The sequence below is a fragment of the Pseudarthrobacter sp. W1I19 genome (assembly GCF_030817835.1).
Lineage (GTDB): Bacteria > Actinomycetota > Actinomycetes > Actinomycetales > Micrococcaceae > Arthrobacter.
The window spans coordinates 730,057-750,538 of sequence record NZ_JAUSZR010000001.1 but is presented as its reverse complement, the minus strand read 5'-3'; the positions used below and the strand labels follow the sequence as shown (position 1 = coordinate 750,538).

At 67.0% G+C, this 20,482-nt stretch carries 19 protein-coding genes; 10 read left to right on the top strand and 9 right to left on the bottom strand.

The features are described 5' to 3' along the window. The 3 genes from QF038_RS03485 to QF038_RS03475 are packed head-to-tail and all read left to right on the top strand — an operon-like array spanning nt 1 to nt 3,870. On the top strand, nt 1-2,454 hold the full coding sequence (locus QF038_RS03485; RefSeq protein WP_307608787.1) for a M50 family metallopeptidase: 2,454 nt from the start codon (nt 1-3) through the stop codon (nt 2,452-2,454). 8 nt (nt 2,455-2,462) lie between these two features. Then, entirely contained in the window at nt 2,463-2,669 is a 207-nt protein-coding gene (locus tag QF038_RS03480; protein WP_307608785.1) for a DUF2945 domain-containing protein, read from the top strand. 4 nt (nt 2,670-2,673) lie between these two features. Continuing rightward, the gene (locus QF038_RS03475) at nt 2,674-3,870 is read left to right on the top strand and encodes an NAD(P)/FAD-dependent oxidoreductase (RefSeq protein ID WP_307608783.1); all 1,197 of its coding nucleotides are present in this window, start codon (nt 2,674-2,676) and stop codon (nt 3,868-3,870) included. Nucleotides 3,871-3,947: 77 nt separating this feature from the next. On the opposite strand, the gene QF038_RS03470 is transcribed toward QF038_RS03475, so the two are convergent. Together QF038_RS03470 and QF038_RS03465 are read right to left on the bottom strand one after the other, a co-directional pair. Then, nucleotides 3,948-4,535, bottom strand: a complete 588-nt coding sequence (locus QF038_RS03470; protein WP_307608781.1) for a GNAT family N-acetyltransferase — start codon at nt 4,533-4,535, stop codon at nt 3,948-3,950. 3 nt (nt 4,536-4,538) lie between these two features. Next, the gene (locus tag QF038_RS03465; protein ID WP_307608778.1) at nt 4,539-5,705 is read right to left on the bottom strand and encodes an acetate kinase; all 1,167 of its coding nucleotides are present in this window, start codon (nt 5,703-5,705) and stop codon (nt 4,539-4,541) included. Nucleotides 5,706-5,912: 207 nt separating this feature from the next. Here QF038_RS03465 and QF038_RS03460 point away from each other — a divergent pair, with 207 nt between their 5' ends. After that, nucleotides 5,913-6,200 carry a hypothetical protein gene (locus QF038_RS03460; protein WP_307608776.1) on the top strand — a complete coding sequence of 96 codons (288 nt, stop codon included), beginning with the start codon at nt 5,913-5,915 and terminating at the stop codon, nt 6,198-6,200. Nucleotides 6,201-6,286: 86 nt separating this feature from the next. Here the strand turns inward: QF038_RS03460 and QF038_RS03455 are convergent, their stop codons facing one another. The 3 genes from QF038_RS03455 to pta form a co-directional block, all read right to left on the bottom strand. After that, nucleotides 6,287-6,718 carry a hypothetical protein gene (locus QF038_RS03455; protein WP_307608774.1) on the bottom strand — a complete coding sequence of 144 codons (432 nt, stop codon included), beginning with the start codon at nt 6,716-6,718 and terminating at the stop codon, nt 6,287-6,289. After that, nucleotides 6,715-7,095, bottom strand: a complete 381-nt coding sequence (locus QF038_RS03450; RefSeq protein WP_307608772.1) for a cupredoxin domain-containing protein — start codon at nt 7,093-7,095, stop codon at nt 6,715-6,717. The genes QF038_RS03455 and QF038_RS03450 overlap by 4 nt, the downstream gene beginning before the upstream one ends. Before the next feature lie 227 nt (nt 7,096-7,322). Further along, a complete protein-coding gene (pta, locus tag QF038_RS03445; RefSeq protein WP_307608770.1) occupies nt 7,323-9,401 on the bottom strand; it encodes a phosphate acetyltransferase in 2,079 nt (692 codons plus the stop codon). 247 nt (nt 9,402-9,648) lie between these two features. Between pta and QF038_RS03440 the strand changes: the two genes are divergently transcribed. The 5 genes from QF038_RS03440 to QF038_RS03420 all read left to right on the top strand — a co-directional run bounded on the left by QF038_RS03440 (nt 9,649) and on the right by QF038_RS03420 (nt 13,717). Continuing rightward, on the top strand, nt 9,649-10,110 hold the full coding sequence (locus QF038_RS03440; protein ID WP_307608768.1) for a hotdog fold thioesterase: 462 nt from the start codon (nt 9,649-9,651) through the stop codon (nt 10,108-10,110). 8 nt (nt 10,111-10,118) lie between these two features. After that, nucleotides 10,119-11,471, top strand: a complete 1,353-nt coding sequence (gene paaK / locus QF038_RS03435) for a phenylacetate--CoA ligase PaaK (RefSeq protein ID WP_307608766.1) — start codon at nt 10,119-10,121, stop codon at nt 11,469-11,471. A gap of 64 nt (nt 11,472-11,535) precedes the next feature. Continuing rightward, nucleotides 11,536-12,156, top strand: coding sequence for a TetR/AcrR family transcriptional regulator (locus QF038_RS03430; RefSeq protein ID WP_307608765.1), 621 nt, complete (start codon nt 11,536-11,538; stop codon nt 12,154-12,156). A 103-nt stretch (nt 12,157-12,259) separates the two neighbouring features. Continuing rightward, entirely contained in the window at nt 12,260-13,399 is a 1,140-nt protein-coding gene (locus QF038_RS03425; protein ID WP_307608763.1) for a S1C family serine protease, read from the top strand. Between the two features lie 24 nt (nt 13,400-13,423). Further along, nucleotides 13,424-13,717 (top strand): hypothetical protein, encoded by a 294-nt coding sequence (locus QF038_RS03420; RefSeq protein WP_307608761.1) that lies wholly within the window; start codon nt 13,424-13,426, stop codon nt 13,715-13,717. Nucleotides 13,718-13,797: 80 nt separating this feature from the next. Here the strand turns inward: QF038_RS03420 and QF038_RS03415 are convergent, their stop codons facing one another. Next, nucleotides 13,798-14,205 (bottom strand): VOC family protein, encoded by a 408-nt coding sequence (locus QF038_RS03415; RefSeq protein WP_091416870.1) that lies wholly within the window; start codon nt 14,203-14,205, stop codon nt 13,798-13,800. 141 nt (nt 14,206-14,346) lie between these two features. Next, nucleotides 14,347-16,458, bottom strand: a complete 2,112-nt coding sequence (gene paaZ, locus QF038_RS03410) for a phenylacetic acid degradation bifunctional protein PaaZ (RefSeq protein ID WP_307608758.1) — start codon at nt 16,456-16,458, stop codon at nt 14,347-14,349. 145 nt (nt 16,459-16,603) lie between these two features. Between paaZ and QF038_RS03405 the strand changes: the two genes are divergently transcribed. Continuing rightward, nucleotides 16,604-17,053, top strand: a complete 450-nt coding sequence (locus QF038_RS03405; RefSeq protein WP_307608756.1) for a PaaI family thioesterase — start codon at nt 16,604-16,606, stop codon at nt 17,051-17,053. Nucleotides 17,054-17,104: 51 nt separating this feature from the next. Here the strand turns inward: QF038_RS03405 and QF038_RS03400 are convergent, their stop codons facing one another. Together QF038_RS03400 and QF038_RS03395 are read right to left on the bottom strand one after the other, a co-directional pair. Next, nucleotides 17,105-19,702 (bottom strand): trypsin-like serine protease, encoded by a 2,598-nt coding sequence (locus tag QF038_RS03400; protein WP_307608754.1) that lies wholly within the window; start codon nt 19,700-19,702, stop codon nt 17,105-17,107. Continuing rightward, a complete protein-coding gene (locus QF038_RS03395; RefSeq protein ID WP_373461504.1) occupies nt 19,699-20,418 on the bottom strand; it encodes a tyrosine-protein phosphatase in 720 nt (239 codons plus the stop codon). The genes QF038_RS03400 and QF038_RS03395 overlap by 4 nt, the downstream gene beginning before the upstream one ends. Between the last annotated feature and the right edge of the window lie 64 nt (nt 20,419-20,482).

Below are 20,482 nucleotides of genomic sequence, written 5' to 3'. Positions count from 1 at the left end.
ATGACCCACACCACCGGTGGGCCGCGCCCCCAGGCCGGCCCGCCGTCGTCTGCTGCGCCCCTGGCCGGGCACCAACTGCCGGTCCCTGCCCGGGCCGATGGCGTCCAGCTCATCGGACGGTCCCAGGGATCCGGCTACCGGGAACCCCCTTCGCTGGTCCGCCGCGGGGATGGCCAGACCCTCCAGCTGACGCCGCTGCTGTTCGCGGTGCTGGAGGCGGTGGACGGCAGCCGGACCGTGGAGGACATCGCGGAGCATGCCAGTGCGGCGTCAGGAAGACTGATCAGCGCCAATAACGTGCGCACGCTGATGGATTCCCAACTGCTGCCGCTTGGCCTGCTCCGGCTGGCAGACGGGACACAACCCGAGGTGCGCAAGGCCGACCCCCTGCTCGGCATGCGTTTCCGTTACACAGTGACAGACCCGGAACGCACCCGCAGGATCACCGCGCCCTTCGCCGTCCTCTTCCACCCGCTGATTGTGGTGGGAGTGACGGCGGCGTTCCTCGCCTCGTGCTGGTGGGTGCTGATGGTGAAGGGGCTGGGCTCGGCGACCCACCAGGCGTTCGACAACCCTGTCCTGCTCCTGCTGATCCTTGCCGTCACCATCCTGTCCGCCGGCTTCCACGAATTCGGGCACGCAGCCGCCGCGCGCAAAGGCGGCGCCACCCCCGGCGCCATGGGGACCGGTCTTTACCTGATCTGGCCGGCGTTCTTCACGGACGTCACCGATTCATACCGGCTGGGCCGCGGCGGCAGGCTCCGCACGGACCTGGGCGGACTGTATTTCAACGCCATCGTTGCGGTGGCCATCATGGCGCTGTGGTGGGCCACCGGCTTCGACGCGCTGCTGCTGGTGGTGGTCACGCAAATCCTGCAGATGGTCCGGCAGCTGCTGCCGCTGGTCCGGTTCGACGGCTACCACATCCTGGCAGATGCCACCGGAGTCCCGGACCTCTTCCAGCGCATCAAGCCGGTCCTGCTCGGCCTGCTCCCGTGGCGGTGGGGCCGGCCGGAAAACAAAGTCCTCAAGCCCTGGGCGCGTGCCGTGGTGACGCTGTGGGTGCTGGTCACCGTGCCACTGCTGATCTTCAGCCTGGCCATGATGGTGGTCTCGCTCCCGCGGCTGCTCGCCACCGCCTGGGGCAGCGGCGCCAAACAGCAGGCGATGCTCAACCAGAGCCTTTCCGACGGCGACCTTGCCGGCGCTGCCGTGCGCGCCCTGGCCATCGCCGCCGTTGCCCTGCCCACGGTGGGCATGCTCTACATTCTGTTCCGTCTCCTGCGGCAGCTGGTCACCGGGCTCTGGCAGAAGACACGCGGCAGGTTTGTGCAGCGCACCGCTGCCATGGGTGCCGTGGCAGCATTGCTGGCCGGGCTGGCCTGGGCTTGGTGGCCCGACGGCGGGACGTACCGTCCGGTCCAGCCCTATGAACGCGGCACGCTGGCTGATGCCTCCGCGTCCATCCTGCCCATGGCGGGCACGGCCCTTCGTGAGGGCGGCAGCGGCAGGACGGTTGCGCTCTGGCCGGCAGGAGCCGCGACGCCAACCCGGGAGAACCCGCAACTGGCCATGGTGCTGGTTCCCGTTCAGGGTTCCACTGCTGGTTCGTCAGCTGGTTCGCCGGCTGGTTCCGCGGCTGGATCCGGCAACTTGGCCGCGCCGTCGTGGGTGTTCCCGTTCGACCGGCCCGCGGCTCCCCGCGAGGGCGGCAACCAGGCGCTGGCGGTGAACACCACCGATGGTTCCGTGACCTACAGTGTGGCCTTTGCGCTGGTATGGGCCGAGGACGGCGAACCCGTGGATACCCGGAATGAGGCCTACGCCTTTGCCAGCTGCGCAGGCTGCGCGGCCGTGGCAGTGGGATTCCAGGTGGTCCTCATTGTTGGGCAGGCGGACGTCATCGTGCCCGAGAACCTGTCCGCGGTTGCAAACTACAACTGCTTTGAATGCCTCACCTACGCCCTCGCCAGCCAACTGGTCCTCACCCTGGACGGGCCGCTGACGGACGACAGCATGGCATCGCTCCAGGCGCTCTGGGCCGAGATCGCAGAGTACGGCCGGAACATCCGGAACGTGCCGCTCTCGGACATCCAGGGCCGGCTCGCAGCCTACAAGGAGCAGATCACGGCCATTATCAGGGCCGACGCAGGCGCCGCGAACAATCCATCGTCCGGAACATCCGCGTCCACGGGCACGCCGGGCGGAACGCCAGCGGCAACCACGCCGGGCGAACCCGGACTTCCCGCACCGGGGCCGTCCGCTCCCGGCTCAGGCACGGGGGCCGAAGCACCCGCGCCGGCAGGGACTGCCGTTCCCACCGTCCCTGCGATTCAGCCCGCCCCTGGTGACGCACCGCCGTCGTACATCCCCGTTGAGACGCCGGTCCCAACGGCGGATACTGGGGGCACGGCCCCCGCCGTGGAACCCCAGCCGACCGCAAACCCCAGCTAGGAGAGCAGATGTCTTTGAGCAAGGGAACCTCCGTGGAATGGAATACGCCGCAGGGCAAGACGCACGGCAGGATCGTCGAGAAGAAAACCAGCGACTTCGAGCTGGACGGCCATACCCACCGTGCCAGTGAGGACGAGCCCCAGTATGTGGTGGAGTCCGCGAAGACCGGAGCACGCGCGGCCCACAAAGCCTCGGCCCTGACCGAGAAGAAGTAGTCCGGTGGCGGCCCAGCACGAGGTTGTCATCATCGGCGGCGGCAACGCGGGCATCTCCCTCGCCGCCCGGCTGGAGCGGTACGGCGTCAAAGACGTGGCCATCGTCGAACCCCGGGACCACCATCTCTACCAGCCCCTGTTCTCGCACATCGCCGGGGGCAGGGCCTCGGCCAAGGAGGCAATCCGGCCCCAGGAACAGCTGATTCCGGAGGGCGTCACCTGGATCCGGGACGCCGCTGCCGGCGTGGACACGGACTCGAACACCGTGACCCTTCAGTCTGGTGCCACCGTGGCGTACGGGCAGCTGGTGGTGTGCCCGGGCCTGCAGTATGACTGGGAAGCAGTGCCCGGCCTTGCCGAAGCCGTCCATTCACCACACGGCGCCTCGCACTACGAGTTCGAGCTGGCACCCAAGGCGTGGACCCTGCTGAGCGGGCTGGAATCCGGCACCGCCCTCTTTACCATGCCTGCCGGCCCCATCAAGTGCGGCGGCGCGGCGCAGAAGCCCATGTACCTGGCCTGCGACTACTGGAAGGCGCAGGGCGTGCTGGACCGGATCCGGGTGGTGATGGTCCAGCCCTATCCCACGGTATTCGGGGTGCCGGAGGTGGACCGGGAGCTGGACCGCAAGATCGCCGAGTACGGCATCGAACTGCGGACCAACAGCGAACTGGTGTCAGTGGACCCGACGGGGCAGCTGGCTACCATCCGCAACATCGAGTCCGGGGGTGAGGAGAACCTGCACTACGACGTCCTCAACGGTGTCCCGCCGCAGTCAGCGCCGGACTGGCTCAAGGCAACAGCACTGCCCTCTCCCGGTGACGCCGGCGGTTTTGTAGAGGTGGACCGGCAGACCCTGCGGCACATCCGGTTTGCGAACGTCTGGTCCCTGGGCGACGCTGCCGGGACCACCAACTCCAAGTCCGGCGGGGCACTGCGCAAACAAACCAAGGTGCTGGCCAAGAACCTGGTGGCTGCCCGGAAAGGCAAGCCGCTGCCGGCCAAATACAACGGCTACTCGGTGTGCCCCTTCACGGTCTCCCGGAACACGGTGGTGTTCGCCGAGTTCGACGACCGCTACCGGCCCATGCCCACCGTCCCCCGGATCCCCACCTGGAACGAGAGCAGGCTGTCCTGGGTGGTGGACCGGGACATCTTCCCGCAGGTGTACTGGAACATGATCCTCAAAGGGCGGGCCTAGGCGCTCCCACGAAAGCCGGTGGTTGAGCCCGGACCCAGTGGTTGAGCCTGTCGAAACCAAGCGGGGTTTCGACAGGCTCAACCACCAGTCTTTTGCTGCAGCCGCTTGAGGGACCGGGTCACACGCCACTCGTCAGCGAGGACCGCGTAGACCAGCTCGGTGGCCCACTGGCCTTTGTAGTGCCACTTGTCCACGTGCCGCGCTTCCTGCCGCATGCCCAACCGCCGGCAGAGTTCTGCGGAGGCTGTGTTGAGCTCATCCAGCCGCGCCTCGATCCGGTGCATGCCCAGCTCCTCGAAACCCAGCCGAAGCATCGCCTCAGCAGCTTCCGTGGCGTAGCCTTTGCCCCTGGCACCCGGCGCCAGGCTCCAGCCCACTTCACCCTGGCCATTCCCGGGCAGCCACTTCAGCACCACCTCGCCCTGAAGCCCGGGCTCACCGCAGGCCTCGATGGCCAGCGCCACCCAGTCCCCCTCCTTTTCGAAGACGAAGTTGGCATACCGGCCCACCCGCTCCATGGACTCCGTGTACGTCTTGGCCGGGCCGGGCAGGAACCGGGCGGTTTCGGGCAGCGAATGGTAGGCGTGGAAGTCGTCAAGGTCCCGGCCCTCAAAGCGGCGCAGGATGAGCCGCTCCGTACGGATCGGCAGGGTGATGTGCGGCATGGGCTACTGGGTGGACCCAGATCCCACGACGGCGGCCGTCGCCTCCGCGATGGCCCGTTCCTCGTCCGTGGGCACCACCAGGACGGGGAGGCCGGACTGCGGCGTGGAAATCACGCGCGGTTCCTTGGACCGCTCAGCGTTCAGTCCGGCGTCGAGCTGCACACCCAAGGCCCCCAGCTTCTCGGCGACCAGGGCGCGGAACTGGTGCGAGTTCTCGCCGATTCCCGCGGTGAACACCAATGCCTTGGCCCCGCCCACAGCCACGTGGTAGCCGCCGATGTATTTGGCGAGCCGGTAGGACGTGACGGCGAGCGCGGTTGCCGCCTTTCCGTCGCCGGCCTCGGCCGCCTCCACCACCGAGCGCATGTCGTTGTTGCCGGCCAGGCCCTTCAGCCCCGATTCCCGGTTCAGCATGGTGTCGATGTCCTCGGGGCTCCATCCTGCCCGGCCGAGGAACACCAGGATGGACGGGTCCAGGTCGCCCGAGCGGGTACCCATCACCAGGCCCTCCAGCGGGGTGAAGCCCATGGAGGTGTCCACGGAGTGGCCGCCCCGGATGGCCGTGACGGAGGCGCCGTTGCCCAGGTGGGCGATGACGCCGTCGAACTCGTTGACCGGGAGGTCCAGCAACGCGGCAGCGCGGCGGGTGACGTACTCATGTGATGTCCCGTGGAAGCCGTAGCGGCGGATGCCGTGGTTGGTGTACAGCTCGTCCGGGACGGCATAGCGCCATGCGTGCTCGGGGAGGGTGCGGTGGAAGGCGGTATCAAACACGGCCACCTGCGGCATTTTTGGCCACTTCTTGGTGATGGCACGGATGCCCAGCACGTTGGCAGGGTTGTGCAGCGGCGCCAGCGGGTTGAGCCGCTCGATGGCGCGGGTGATCTCGTTGTCGATCAGCACCGGCTCGGCGAACCGCTCGCCGCCGTGCACCACCCGGTGCCCGACGGCGGCCAGCTCCAGGTCGCCCAGCTCCTGGTGGATGGCGGCGTCCACCTGTTCCAGCGCCTCGGCGTGATCCCGCGGGCCCTCGATTTCGCCGTCACCGTCGCCACCGTTGCCCATGCCGATCTTTTCGATCAGCCCCTCGGTGAGGACGCTCCCTGCGGCGACGTCACGCACCTGGTACTTGAGGGAGGATGAGCCGGAATTGATGACGAGCACGAGCATGCGGGGCCTCCTGAGCCTGGCTTCTGCAGTTCAATCCCACTATATGTGGGTCCCACCTTCCCCCGTCCCCCGCCGCGAAATGGCACTTCGCGGCAGTGTTGCCCACCCGGACTGCCGCCAAGTGCCATCTCGCGGTTTCCTTGCGGATGGGCGCGGCCTGTGCCTAGAGTCGGCGGACAGGCTGGACCACGGCGAGAGGACATTTCCATGACGAACGAGCCCACCCAGATCGACGAGAACGACCCCACCAACACGGGATCCAGCAGCACCGCGCCGCTGAATGCACAAGAGGGCTCCGGAACCAAGGACCCCACCGGAGTGGAAGGTGCCAACCCTGCCCTGGACGATACGGGCGCTCCCAAAGCAGCTGAGACGGGCGAGGCTCCGGAAGCGCCGGAGAACACCGAGGGCCTCGACCTCACGCCGCAGGGTCTCTCCGACGAGCCAGCGAAGGAAGAGGACAGCGAGAGCCTGGCCAAGCCGGACAACAGCTAGGCAAACAAAGGGCGACGCCGGCACCTGCCCGGGTGCCGGCGTCGCCCGTTGCTTGCCTTAAGCGGACCTCAAGCGCTTGCCGGACCTCAGGCGGGACGTCCGCGCGCAGGCCCCGGCGCTCCATGCACCCGCCGTTTGGCGGGCGCGCGGACAAGGCCAATGGCGGCCAGCACGGCTCCCAATCCTTCGGCCACCGCGCTGAGCGTCTTTTCGAAGAACCATACGGGTTCATACATGGCAGGGAGCGGACCAAAGGCCGGGATGTTGAAGTACCGGTACAGCATCACGGCCGCGAAGGCGCTCAGCAAAACAGCCAGCGCCATGGCGTAGGCAACCTTGCTGCCCCGGATCAAGACGTAGACAGCCACCAGCACCGCCGCGGCTGATTCGAGCAGGAACAGGTTGCCCTGCCCGATGCCGCCGGGGTTGGCAGCCTGGTAACCGGGGGCCAGCAGGATATGCACCCCGGCGTCGACGAACAGCGCCAGGGCTGTCAGCACCCTCATGGCCATGTTCATTTGACCGTCAGCGTTCCTTTCATGTTGGGGTGGTAGACGCAAAAGTATGTATAAGTGCCGGGCGTCGAGGGGGCCGTGAAGGTGCCTGTCGCGCCGCTTCCGCGGACGTCGACGTCGAAGGCCTTGTCCTTTTCAGCGGTGACGGTATGCGGGGCGGAGTCCATGTTGATGACCGCGACGACGGCGCCGGGCGCCACCGTGATCGGCCCGCCATAGTTGAAGTCCTTGATGGTGATCGTGGCCGCTGCCGAGGCGGCAGCGGTGCTGGTTCCTTCCGGCGGCGCCGTACTGTTTCCGCTTCCGCCGCCTGGGGCGCAGCCGCCCACCAGGAGCGCGGCCATCAGTAGTACCGCGGCCCTGCGTCCAAGCCTTTTCATCCCGCACCGTCCTCGCTGCCGGAAACCACTGCAGGGAGCCCCTGCCGTCCTCTTATTGTCCGCCTGCCGGTCCGGAATTAGCCCCTGTGTGCGGAAATTGGGTTCCTACGCTGGGTCACCTAACGCCCAAGTCCCGCGCTCTGGAGAGGGCCTAAACGCACCCTCCCCACCCGCGCCCTAACCTCGCAAGGTCGGCCAGGGAACCCCGTGGGCGTGGGCCCACGTTGCTAGGAAGCGGGTGCCTGCGCCTGGATGGCCGTGATGGCCACCGTGTTGACGATGTCCTCCACAGTGCAGCCGCGCGAGAGGTCGTTGACCGGCTTCCGCAGCCCCTGCAGGACGGGTCCCACGGCCACCGCCCCCGAGCTCTGCTGCACCGCCTTGTACGTGTTGTTGCCGGTGTTCAGGTCCGGGAAGATGAACACGCTGGCCTGCCCGGCAACCGTGGACCCCGGCATTTTGGACTCGGCGATGGAGGCGTCCACGGCGGCGTCGTACTGAATGGGGCCTTCGACGGCGAGGTCCGGGCGGCGCGTACGCACGAGTTCGGTTGCCTGCCGCACCTCGTCCACGGCCTCGCCGGAACCCGAACCGCCCGTGGAGTAGGACAGCATGGCCACCCGCGGCTCCACCCCGAACTGGGCGGCGGTCTCCGCGGAGGCCAGGGCGATGTCCGCCAGCTGCTCCACGTTGGGGTCCGGGTTCACCGCGCAGTCGCCGTATACCAGCACGCGGTCCGGCATCAGCATCAGGAACACCGAGGACACGATCTTCACGCCCTCGCGGGTTTTCACGAACTCCAGCGCCGGCCGGATGGTGTGCGCGGTGGTGTGCGCTGCCCCGGACACCATGCCGTCCACCACGCCGAGCTGGACCATCATGGTGCCGAAGTAGCTGACGTCCTGCATGATTTCCAGGGCTTTGGCCAGGTCCACGCCCTTGTGCGCCCGCAGCTCCGAGTACTTTTCGGCGAACTTCTGCCGGTGGTCCGAGGTGGCCGGGTCCACGATGTTGATCCCGGCCAGGTCGATGCCGCGCGCAGCCGCCAGCTCCCGGACGTCCGGTTCCGGGCCGAGCACGGTGAGGTCGCAGACGTCGCGCCGGTGCAGGATTTCCGCCGCGCGCAGGATCCGGACGTCCGTCCCCTCGGGCAGGACCACGTGCCGGCGCTGGGCCCGGGCCCGCTCGATGAGGTCGTGCAGGAAGCGCAGCGGGGTCATGCGTTCGGCCCGCGGCAGGTGCAGCCGCTCCACCAGCTCCGCCTCATCCACTGTCCGGGACCAGAGCCCCAGGGCCGAGGCCACCTTGCGCCGGTGCCCGGACCAGATCTCGCTTCGGACTTCGGAAACGCGGCGGGCGGTGGTGTACGTATCCTCCGTCGCGGCGAACACCGGGAACGGGGCCTGCGCCAGCAACGGGTAGATGTTGGCGTCCGGTGCCAGGCCGCCAGTGAGGATCAGTGCCGACGCCACAGGAAACTCCGGCGAGAAGGACGACGCCAGGCACGCCACCATCACGTCAGCCCGGTCCCCCGGCACGATCACCAGGGCGCCCTCGTCCAGCACATTCAGGAAATTGCCCACGTTCATGGCGGCCACCTTGATGTCCCGGACGTCGCGTTCCATGTCCGCGCGGCCGGCGATCTGCCGCACCCCAAGCGCGGCGGCCACCTCGCCGGTGGTGGGCCGGGCGATCTCCTCCAGCTCCGGCAGGACATAAACGGGCCGCTTGGACGCGCCGGGTTTCACGGCGGCGGCGATCGCCTCGACGTCGTCCGGGTCGGCGCGGTTCACCATGATGGCCAGCAGGGCACACTTCTCCGCAGCGAGCTCCTTGCGGGCAACCTCGACGGCGGCCGCAGCCTCCGCCACGGTGCGCCCCTTCGCGCCCACCACCGCTACCACGGGGGCAGCCAGGTTGTTGGCCAGGCGGGCGTTCAGGTCGAATTCGACGGCGGCATCCTGGCCCGTGAGATCCGTCCCCTCGATGATCACCACATCGCAATGGCGGGACATCTCGGCGAAGATTTCCACGCACCGGGAGTCGATCTCCTCGCGCTTTCCTTCGGCCAGCAAGGACCGGACCTCCTCGTGCGTGAGGCCGCCGCGGCACCGCTCATCCTCGAGCTCAAACCGCGACTTCATCAGGGCCACCATGGGATCCTGTGCCGGATCGGGGCCGTGGACCACCGGTTTGAAGAAGCCGATCCTGTCCGCGTGGCGGTGCAGGGTGTCCGCCAGGCCCAGTGCCACGAGAGACTTGCCCGATCCGGGGGTGGTTGCGCTGACGTAGATGCTTGTGGCCATGGTCCGCCCTTTGCTGGTGTGGTGCTGCCGGTACTCCATCCTTGCATCTACCGCCCCGGGCCGCCTGCCCATCCACTCCAGCCCAGCTTTTGGGTGATCCGCTGGCCGGCGCCGCGGAAGTTGCGCTGTGAAGGGCTAAAACTGGGCTGGATGGGACGCGTCCGCCAATACCACTGCCCTTGACACCGGACCCCCTCATGGGATTACCTAATGAACATTCGGTAAATAAAGCTGGAGGCAATGACGCATGGCTGAAACAACCCTTTCCGGTCCCCATCACCAGATCCTGGAGAACGATTACGCCTCCGAGTGGATGGGCATCGAGGTCCTCTCGCTGAGCGACGGCCACGCCACCATCCGGATGACCCTCCGGCAGGAAATGCTCAACGGCTTCGGCATGGCCCACGGCGGAATGATCTTCGCCTTCGGGGATACGGCATTTGCGCTCGCGTGCAACCCGGCCGTCCCGGCGCCTGGGGAGGAAAACAACATCACAGTGGCCTCCGGCGTGGACATCAACTTCCTCAAGTCCGCCTACCGCGGCCAGGTGGTCACCGCCGTCGCCGATCGCCGGTCCAGCGCCGGCCGCAGCGGACTGTACGACATCCAGATCTTTGCTGCCGACCCCGGTGCCAAACCCGATTCCGAAAAGCCGGGTGAGCTCATCGCAGAGTTCCGCGGCCGCAGCCGGACCATCCCCAAGAAGTAGGAAACCCAATGACCCTCCACGCCCCCGAAACCCCCGCCGTCACCGCGACAGACGCCGCGCTGGACCGCGAGGAAACCATGTCCCGCGACGAGCTTGAGGCCCTCCAGCTCAGCCGCCTGCAGCACACAGTGGCCTACGCCTACGACCGCGTTCCCCTGTACAAGCGCAAGTTCGACGACGCCGGCGTCCACCCCAGCGACCTGCGCGAACTCGGCGACCTAGGCAACTTTCCGTTCACCACCAAGGACGACCTGCGCGCCGAATACCCCTTCGGCATGTTCGCGGTTCCGCAGGCCGAAGTAGCCCGCATCCACGCCAGCTCGGGCACCACAGGCCGGCCCACCGTCGTCGGCTACACCAAACAGGACCTGGCGGACTGGGCCAAGCTCGTGGCCCGCAGCTTCCGCGCCTCCGGCATCCGCCCCGGCATGAAGGTCCACAACGCCTACGGCTATGGCCTGTTCACCGGGGGCCTTGGCGCCCACGCCGGTGCCGAAGCGCTGGGCTGCACCGTCATCCCGATGTCCGGCGGCCAGACCGAACGCCAGATCCAGCTGATCCAGGACTTCAAGCCGGACGCCATCCTGGCCACCCCCACCTACCTGCTGACCATCGCCGATGCCATGGCCCACATGGGAATCGACCCCACCTCCACCTCGCTGAAGTTCGCGGTACTGGGCGCCGAGCCGTGGACGCAGGAGATGCGGCACGAGCTCGAAGTCACCATGAACATTAAGGCCTGCGACATCTACGGCCTTTCCGAGGTGATGGGCCCCGGCGTCGCCGGCGAAGCCGTGGAAACCCAGGACGGCAGCCACATCTGGGAGGACCACTTCCGCCCCGAAATTATCGACCCCTTCAACCCCCTGGTGGGCAAGGAAAACGTGCTGCGCGACGGCGAACATGGCGAACTGGTCTTCACCTCGCTCACCAAGGAAGCCCTCCCGATCATCCGCTACCGCACCAAGGACCTCACCCGGCTCCTGCCCGGGACGGCCCGCCCCGCGCACCGGCGGATGGGCCGGATCACCGGCCGCAGCGACGACATGATCATCCTGCGCGGCGTGAACCTCTTCCCGTCCCAGATCGAGGAAATCGCCCTCCGGATCCCCGAGCTCAGCCCGCACTTCCAGCTCGAACTCTCCCGGCCCGAAGGCCAGCGGATGGACCAGTTGACCGTCCGGATTGAACGGCGGGACGCCGTCAGCCCCGAGCAGAGTACGACGGCGGCACGCACCTTGAAGGAGCAGATCAAGATCCACGTGGGTTCTTCGTGCACCGTGGACGTGGTGGAGCCGGGCTCGCTCGAGCGGTCCAACGGCAAGCTACGCCGGATCTACGACCTGCGGCCGAAGGGGTAAGCAGCGGGCTCCGCATCTACCCACCTGCACTGACTGACCGACCGTTCGTGAGAAACTAGCCACTATGCCCAGCACCACTGACGCAACCAGCACCGCCGGCACCAAGCGCGGCCGCCCTGGATACGACCAGCAATCGGTGCTGCGCATCGCCGTCGACGTCTTCAACCGCCACGGTTATGATGCGACATCCATGGGCATCCTGGCCGACAACCTGGGCATCTCGAAGTCGGCGATCTACCACCACGTGCCGTCCAAGGGCGACCTGCTCAAACTCGCCCTGGACCACGCACTGGGCGGACTCGAAGCGATCCTGGAGGAGCCGCAGGCCACGTCCGGCGCCGCAGATGCCCGGCTCGAGTTTGTGCTGAGGCAGACCGTGGCCGTGCTGGTGGAGCGGCTGCCGTTCGTCACCCTGCTCCTGCGCCTGCGTGGAAACACCGAGATTGAACGCGACGCCCTGGAACGGCGCCGTACCTTCGACCACAAGGTGGCCGGACTGATCTCTGCCGCCCGGGATGAAGGGTCGCTGCGCCAGGACATTGACCCCCGGACCGTGACCCGGCTCCTCTTCGGCATGATCAACTCAATCGTGGAATGGTACAAACCGGGCGGCTCCCTCTCCCCCAAACGGCTTGCGGACGACGTCATCACCATGGCGTTCGACGGGCTCCACTCCCAGCCCTAGCCTCCCCCGAGACTTCCTTCCGGCAAATACTAAGTGTGCTTGGTATTTCTGCTGTTGCCCGGCTACGGTGGTAGGACAGCCAGCATCCGCAGGAGGTCAGTCCATGAGCATCAGCACCAGCCAGGGATTATGCCGTTCCGCGCGCTTTGGCACGGTTGCCGGAGGCGTGGTGCTGGCAGCCTCCCTGGCCCTGACCGCCTGCACATCCCAGGCTCCCCCTGCGCCCACCGAAACGTCCGGAGCCAGTACGGCGGGTGCCAGCACGTCGCCGTCGGCCGCGACCTCCCCTGGTACCGGCGGTTCAGCCAGCACCTCCCCCGGTGCCCCGTCGCCCGCTCCTGATGCTGCCGGCGGCCTCCCCGAGCTGGTTGAGAATTTGGCTCCCTCGGTGGTGACTATCTTCACCGAAGGTGGCCTCGGCAGCGGTGTGGTGTACTCGGAGGACGGGCTCATCATTACCAATGAGCACGTGGTCAGCGGCAACACCAGGGTGGAGGTTGGGTTCGCGGATGGCCAGCGGGTAGAGGGAACAGTAAGGGCCACCGACGCCGTCACCGACCTTGCGCTGGTGCAGGCGGACCGCAAGGGCTTGCCCAAGCCCACCTACCAGAGCACGCTGCCCAAGGTAGGCGAAGGCGCCCTGGTACTCGGTTCCCCGCTGGGCTTCGAGAACACGGCGACGGCAGGGATCATCTCCGGCCTGCACAGGTCCATTCCGGGTTCAGCCTCCAACAGCCTGTCCCTGGTGGACCTGATCCAGACGGACGCCCCCATCAGCCCCGGTAACTCGGGCGGCGCCGTAATCAACATGCGCGGCGAAATTATCGGCATCAGTGAGGCATACATCCCGCCGTCCGCCGGCGCCGTCTCCCTGGGCTTTGCCATCCCGGCGGCCACCGCCGTGCAGGTTGCGGAAGAACTGCTGGCCGACGGCACCGCCGAACACGCATATCTGGGCCTGACCCCGGGCGAACTGACGCCGCAGATCGCGGACCAGCTGGGCATCGAGGCGAGCACCGGCGTCGTGGTTCTGGCTCTGGACGAGGAAGGCCCGGCAGGACGTGCCGGGATCCGACCGGGTGATGTTCTGGAGTCCATGGAAGGAGTGGAGCTTAACTCCCCTGAGAAGCTCCTCGCGGAACTGCGCAACCGTAACCCCGGCGACACCGTAAGTTTCAAGGTCAAGCGTGGCGACCAGAGCCTGGACCTCAAAGCAGACCTGATTGACCGGCCAACCCAGTAGTACAACCGAGAGGAAGGTAGAACCATGAGCCACCCCAAGGAAGAACCGGATGCAGGATTCATCGTCCCGGACCCGTCCAAGGTCCGCGAGGACGTCCCCGGCGACGCCGCGGACGAGGCCAACGCGATCCGCTTCAGCGAAGAGCAGGCGCTGATCGAGGAACAGGCCAAGGGCATCCGCCCGGACACCTACAGCGTTCCCTCCGGCGGCCCCACCATGGACGAGGCCCGCGGCAACATGGACCTGTCGGACCAGACCGGTGCAGCGCCGTCGGACGACAGCAGCGACGACGGCCTGCACGGCGGCGCCGAGTCCTGAGACCTTCCGGCTAAAGAACAAAGCAGGCGCCGGCCGGTTAATCGGGCGGCGCCTGCCGCTTTTTCTGGGTCTTTCGGCCCTTAGAGCTCGTACTCCGCCTGAACGCCAAGCGACTCGTGGACACAGAGGATGTTGCGCTCTGTGTCCATGAACCAGGCGCACTTCTCCGAGTTCGTGGTGCAGATGTGGTTTTCCGTTCGAAGGTCCGGCAGGTCGTAATCCTGGAACTGCACTCCCCTGGCTTCCATGTCACGGACCGTGCGTTCGATGTCCGTCACCTCGAAGCTCAGCGCAGTGTGATCGGAATGTTTGCCATCCGAGACGGGCATCAACTGCAGCATCGGGCCGCCGTTGGTGCCGAGGAGTTCGCTTCCGTCGTCTGTCATGCCACGGTGCGGTAGTCCGAGTTTTTCCGTGTAAAACCGGCGGGCGCGCTGTGGATCATCGACTGGCAGGACGGTTGTGACTGTGTTCAATCTAAGGCTCATCTAGCCACCTCCTACGGGGAGAATTTTACGCCCGGGCTGCCTGAAAAGCCCGCCCCCTTCCCCGTTTCGACAGGCTCAACCACGGTCCCGGTGATCGAGCTCAACCACCGGCCCGGTGATCGAGCCTGTCGAGATCCAGGGCTACTTCTCCACGAGGGTGAGGACGTCGTACGTTGCTACGATTTCGTCGTTCTGGTTGGTGAGGACTGCGTCCCAGGCCACCTCGCCGTACTCGTCCGTTTCGCGCGGGGTGATCTTCTTGGCGGTGAGCGTCACGCGGATGGAGTCCCCTGCCGCGACGGGGGTGATGAAGCGCAGGTTTTCCAGCCCGTAGTTGGCCAGGACCGGGCCGGGCGCGGGCTCGACGAACAGTCCGGCGCCCCAGGCCAGCAGGAGGTAGCCGTGGGCCACAATGCCCGGGAAGAACGGGTTGGCTTCCGCGGCTTCATGGTTGGTGTGGGCGTAGAACGTGTCACCGGTGGAGTTGGCGAAGGCCGTGATGTCCTCCAAGGTGACCTGGCGCAGGTCGGAGCGGACGGCGTCGCCAATCCGCAGCGTCTCAAGCGACTTCCGGAACGGGTGCGTTCCTTCGGTTTCAACCGTGAAGTTGCGGTCCGCCCCTGTGTGCCACACACCGGTGACGGCGGTGAGCATGTTGGGTGAGCCCTGGATGGCGGTGCGCTGCATGTGATGCATCACCGAGCGGATGCCGCCCAGTTCCTCACCGCCGCCGGCACGGCCCGGGCCGCCGTGGACCAGGTGCGGTACCGGCGAACCGTGGCCGGTTGACGAACGGGCGTCCTCGCGGTTGAGCATCAGGACGCGGCCGTGGTGGGCGGCGATCCCGGTGACAAGTTCGCGGGCAACGGCGGGATCGTTGGTGCAGACCGAGGCGACCAAGGAGCCGCTGCCGCGGGCGGCGAGGCGGACGGCGTCGGGAATGTCCTTGTAGCCGATCACTGACGAAACGGGCCCGAATGCCTCCAGCGAGTGCACTTCCTCCGCCTCGGGGTTGTTCCAGTTCAGCAGGACGGGCGCCATAAATGCCCCGCCGTCAACCAGCACTGTGGAGCCGTCGGCAGCGGTGACCGACGGCGAATCGAGGGTTCCGTACGCAAGCTCACCACCGGCGTCGAGCATGGACTGCACGGCCGCACGCACGTCCTTGAGCTGCTCCACGGAGGCGAGCGCACCCATGGTGACGCCGTCGGCGCGGGGGTCGCCGAGGACAACCCGTTCGGTGATGCGCTTGCCGATCGCCGCGGACACAGCGGGGACCAGCTCCTGGGGCACGATAGCCCGGCGGATGGCGGTGCACTTCTGCCCGGCCTTGGCCGTCATTTCGGTGACCACGGACTTCACGAAGGCGTCGAACTCGGGGGTGCCCTCCACCGCGTCGGGGCCGAGGATGGCCGCGTTCAGCGAGTCGGTTTCGGAGGTGAAGCGGACGCCGCCCTGAACCACGTTGGGGTGGGACTTCAGGGACAGCGCGGTGGAGGCGGAACCGGTGAAGGCGACGAGGTCGCGGTAGTCCAGGACGTCCAGCAACCCCCGGACGGAGCCGGAAATCAGCTGCAGCGAACCCTTGGGCAGGATGTTGGATTCCACGATGGCCTTCACCACGGCAGCTGCCACGTATCCCGTGGGCGTTGCCGGCTTGACGATGGTGGGAACACCGGCAATGAAGGCGGGCGCGAACTTCTCCAGCATGCCCCAGACGGGGAAGTTGAAGGCGTTGATCTGGACGGCCACGCCCGGAATGCGGGTGTAAATGTGTTCGCCGGCGAAGGAGCCGTCCTTGGACAGCACCTCCATGGGCCCGTCCACCACCACCTGCGAGTTGGGCAGCTCGCGCCGGCCCTTGGAGCCGAAGGTGAAGAGCACGCCGATGCCGCCGTCGATGTCGATCATGGAGTCGATCTTGGTGGCGCCGGTCTGGGCCGAGAAGGTGTAGAAGTGGTCGCGCCGGGCGTTCAGGTACTGCGCCAGTTCCTTGAGCTTGAGGGCCCGCTGGTGGAACGTCAGCTTGCCCAGTTCTGCCTGGCCGGTAGTACGTCCGTACTCAACGACGGCGCCCAGGTCCAGCCCTTCGGTGCTCACCTTCGCCAGGATTTCCCCGGTGCTCGCGTCACGGACGGGGACAGCCGAGCCTGCGGAGGCGTCGTCGGGCGTCCACCACCCGTCCATGATGAAGCTGGGCACTGTCTCCACGGTGTCGACCGTGGCCTGGGGAGCTGTGGCGGTGCTGGTCATCGTTGACGGGTCCTTCCAACAAGGGGGCTTACTGCGGCGGGCAATGATTACTGACCGTCCGTTCGGTAATATATTCACCATACATGACGTCCCGTGCTGCAGACTAGAAGGCCGGGACTGAAATGGCCACCCTTAAGGAGAACGAATGAGCGCCCTATCACCGAAGGATGCCGCAGAGACCCAGCCGGACGCGCACGAGCTGTGGAAGATTACCCTCGGCGAACTCGACGAGAAGATGGGCGTGAAGATCCTCGAGGAATCGGTGGAGCGGGTGGTGGCCACCATGCCGGTGGAGGGAAACAGGCAGTCCTTTGGGCTTCTGCATGGCGGCGCGTCCCTTGCCGTGGGTGAGGCCGTGGGATCGTGGGCGGCCGTGATCCACGCAAGCACCATGGGCAAGACGGCGGTGGGCGTGGACGTTTCCGCCACCCACCACCGTTCCGCGCGCGAGGGACAGGTGACAATCACCGCCACCCCCATCCACTTGGGCGGCACGCTCACCACGCACGAGGTGGTCATCACCAACGAGGCCGGCCAGCGGCTCTGCACCCTCCGCATCACAAACCTGCTGATGCGGCGCCACAAAACCCATTGACCTATCAGATATCGTCGCCATTCGGCCGCTTTGGCGACGATATCTGATGACTCATCCCCGGGTGCGTTGCTTCCGGCGGCGGACCAGCAGCATCAGAACGGCGCCAACCGCGATCGCCGCAGCGGCAGCTCCTGCCGCCGGAACCAGGGCGTTGCTTCCGGTGACGGCCAGAGCGCCGTTGTTTCCCACTCCGCCGGACGTATTAGCTAAGCCCGCCGGGTCACGGACAGGCGGGAGAACGACGACGGCGGGCGGGTCTTGCGCCGGAGCCGGCGGTACCGCCGGGGCCGGGGCAGCCGGGGCCGGGGCAGCCGGGGCCGGGTCCAGGACGAACGATGCGGTAGCCGGTGGGGAGGAGAGCCCATCGAAGGCCTGTGTTACGGAAACCGTGTGGGTTCCGGGAGCCAGTCCGTCAGGAAAGGGAACCTGCCAAGTTCCGCCCCCAACCAGCTCCAGCGGAACCAGGGCAGGTGCCGGCGACCGGGATCCGGCCGGGCCGCCCGATGTGGGGCTGTAAAGGGGCTTGCCATCGATTGACACCGTCACCTCTGCCCCCTCGGCGCCGCTGCCGGAAATGGTTCGCGGCAGGTTGTCCTGGCGGAAATGCTGCCCGTCATGGATGCTTGCGATGACAGGACGCGGCGGCGATACCTGGACTGTTGCTGTGGCGGCAGGGCTATCGGCCGTTCCCGGCGAGGACAGCACGGCGTTGGCCGTCACATTGCCGAAAGCTGCCGTGCCTGCCACGCTGGCCGTCCATTGCCCGTCCAGGCCTACTGTTCCGGAGCCCGCCACGTCGCCTGACACGATGACGGTTGCACCCGGAGCGCCCGTTCCGGAAAGCGTGGTCAACTCCGTCAGGGGCTGGCCGGCGGGAACCGCGATGGTGGGGGCGGCCAGGGGAGCCGGCGCAACCTCTGCCGTCAGCGATGCGGCCTTGGAACGGCTGTGGCCATTAATCGTTTCAGCTTGGAAGGTCAACGAACCAGCAGGCCATGGAACGTTGAAGCTCCAGTTACCGGCATTGTCCACCGGCACGTCGAAAGGGGCGTGGCCGGGCAGGGTAATGCGGACGGCGGTACCTGCCGCAGAGGCCGGCTCCGCGGGAATCCGCCCAGAAATTGCCTGCCCCGCCTGCACGGTTTCCCCAGGGGCAGGCGAGGTCAGCAACGGCTTGTTCAGGAAGACTTCCAGCTGGTACCCGGGCAGCACCTCGAGTGCATCCTGCAGGGTGGCTGCCAGGGCGAAGTTCTGCGCGCCTCCGCTTTCCCCGGCGGAATGGATGCCCACTGCGAAGTTTCCACTGATCCACGGGCCGCCCGAGTCGCCGCCAGCCGACTGCACATCCAAGGACAGGAAGCCCCTGATAGCCCTGAGGTCCTTTTGGTCGTCTGCATAGTTGTTCCCCTCAATGAGGTAAATCCCAACCTCGCTGATGGTGCCGCACGACCATCCGGTCCGCCAGCCGGAACGGCACACGTCCATGCCGATCACCGGGGCAGCCGCGCCGATGATTTTGACGTCCGGTCCAGGGGCAGTCTGGTCGCCCCACGTGGTAACTGCGGGCAGCGGGTCCAGGTCTGCGCGTAGGGCACCTATAACCGAGAGGTCCGTTCCCACGTTCCCTGGGTCTGTGGCGTTATTGGGCTGCAGCACGGGGGTGTTGCCCGGTCCGCCGAATTGGCTGAACTCGAAGTTGCCCAGGAACCCTGCCCGCGCTCCCTGGAACAACAAGTCAGCGGTTTTGGACGCGCCGTCCTCGCCACAGTGCCCAGCGGTCAGGACGGCAGGCAGGCCAGCCGGGTTGAATGCGGAGAAACCTGTCGAACAAATCCATCCGCTGTCCGCTGCATAGCCCACCCCACCCAGGACGTCGGCCTCCGGCTTCAAGGGGGCTCCCGGCGCCAGTTCCACATTTGCGTACCTGGACACGAATTCCGACGGCGACATCTTCCCGGTGCCCGTTTCCGTCGCCGCTGAACCCGTAGCGGCCGGCGCCGCGGTGCCTGCCGATTCCGGCGCATTCACGCCCCCGGTCCTGATGACAAACTTGGAGCCGGTGCTGGCTACCGCCTGCAGGCCCGTGATACCGACGTCGCGCACGTAGGCCTGGAAAAGCTGCTCGGTGTTGGCGGCAAGTTCGTACCCGGGCGCCGGGGATGCGGACGCTGCTGGTTCAGGCGTAACTGCCGCTTCCAGTTCCAATTCCAGAGGAAGGCCCGGAGCGGCGGCGGCGAGCCCGTGTACGGCTGCCTGCAGTTCGTCTCCGGAGCCCGTCACGATGATCCTGGAGTCTTTCACCCGGATCCCCGTGTAGCCAGGGACGGCGCGGAGCTTCACGGCGGCGGCCTCTGCCTGAACACCCAGCTCCCCCGCCGCGTCGAACTGTTCCGGGGTGACGCCGAGGTCGCGCTGGACCGCATCCGCGAGGCCGGCTGCGGAAATGCCGCCGGAAGCGGCGGGCGTCGGGGTCTCCGTGGCCGGGCCTGCTGCGGAGCTTGCGGCCGGACTGGTGGCCCCACTTGCCTTGTCGTCGCCCGCCGCCCAGGCGGGAACAGCCGCGTAGGCGGAGGCAGCGAGCAGGCCAGTAACGGCACTTAGGGAGAGGGCACGGCGCAGTTTGTTCACGTTCAGGTGGTCCCTGTTCATCGCGATACCCCCGCTCCGCAGAGGGACAGAACGGCGTCAAGATCGGCGGAGGTGAGTCCATTGCGCAGCAGGAAGTTGCGGGTGTCGAGGCCCCGCACGAACTCAACCACGGCGTCGCCGCGCTGCTCCAGCAAGGGAGCCAGCTCGTGTTCCTCAACATAGCGCTCGCGGTCGTGGGGCGGGCCGTGCGTGCGGTAGCGCTCATTGATGCCGCGGGCTGCCCGCCGGTAGCCTTCGGCGATGTCCTGGTCGGAGTCCCCCGCCAGATCCTGCACCATGGCCGCCACCATACCGCTGCGGTCCCGCCCGGCGGCGCAGTGCAGCACCACGTCGCCACGGGCGGATGCAGCAGCGAGGGCCTTGAAGACGCCCGCCAGCTTTTCGGGGAAGATCCGGGCGTTGTCCGCGTAGTAGGCGGGGTCGTTGAGGTACGGGCCGGCGAGTTGCGTGAAGCGGGGATCGCCAGGTTCTTCCGTGGGTGCCGAAACCACTGTGATACCGGACCAGGCGGACTCGGGCATCGGGGGATCGGTTTCCCTGCGCCGCGCCTCCGCAGCGTTACGGAGGTCGATCACAGTGCGGATGCCGCCGTCGTACGCCTGCCGCCAGCCCGCCGCCGTCAGCCATTCGCGCCGCCCCATACGGTAAACACCGCCCGCGACATGCCACGCATTGACAGCACCATCCCAGCCCATGGACCCGTCCGCTCTCTTCATCCGGACAGCTAACCACAGGGGTTAGGTAGGGTGCACGTCACGTTGCGGGGATTGTGGAACAAAT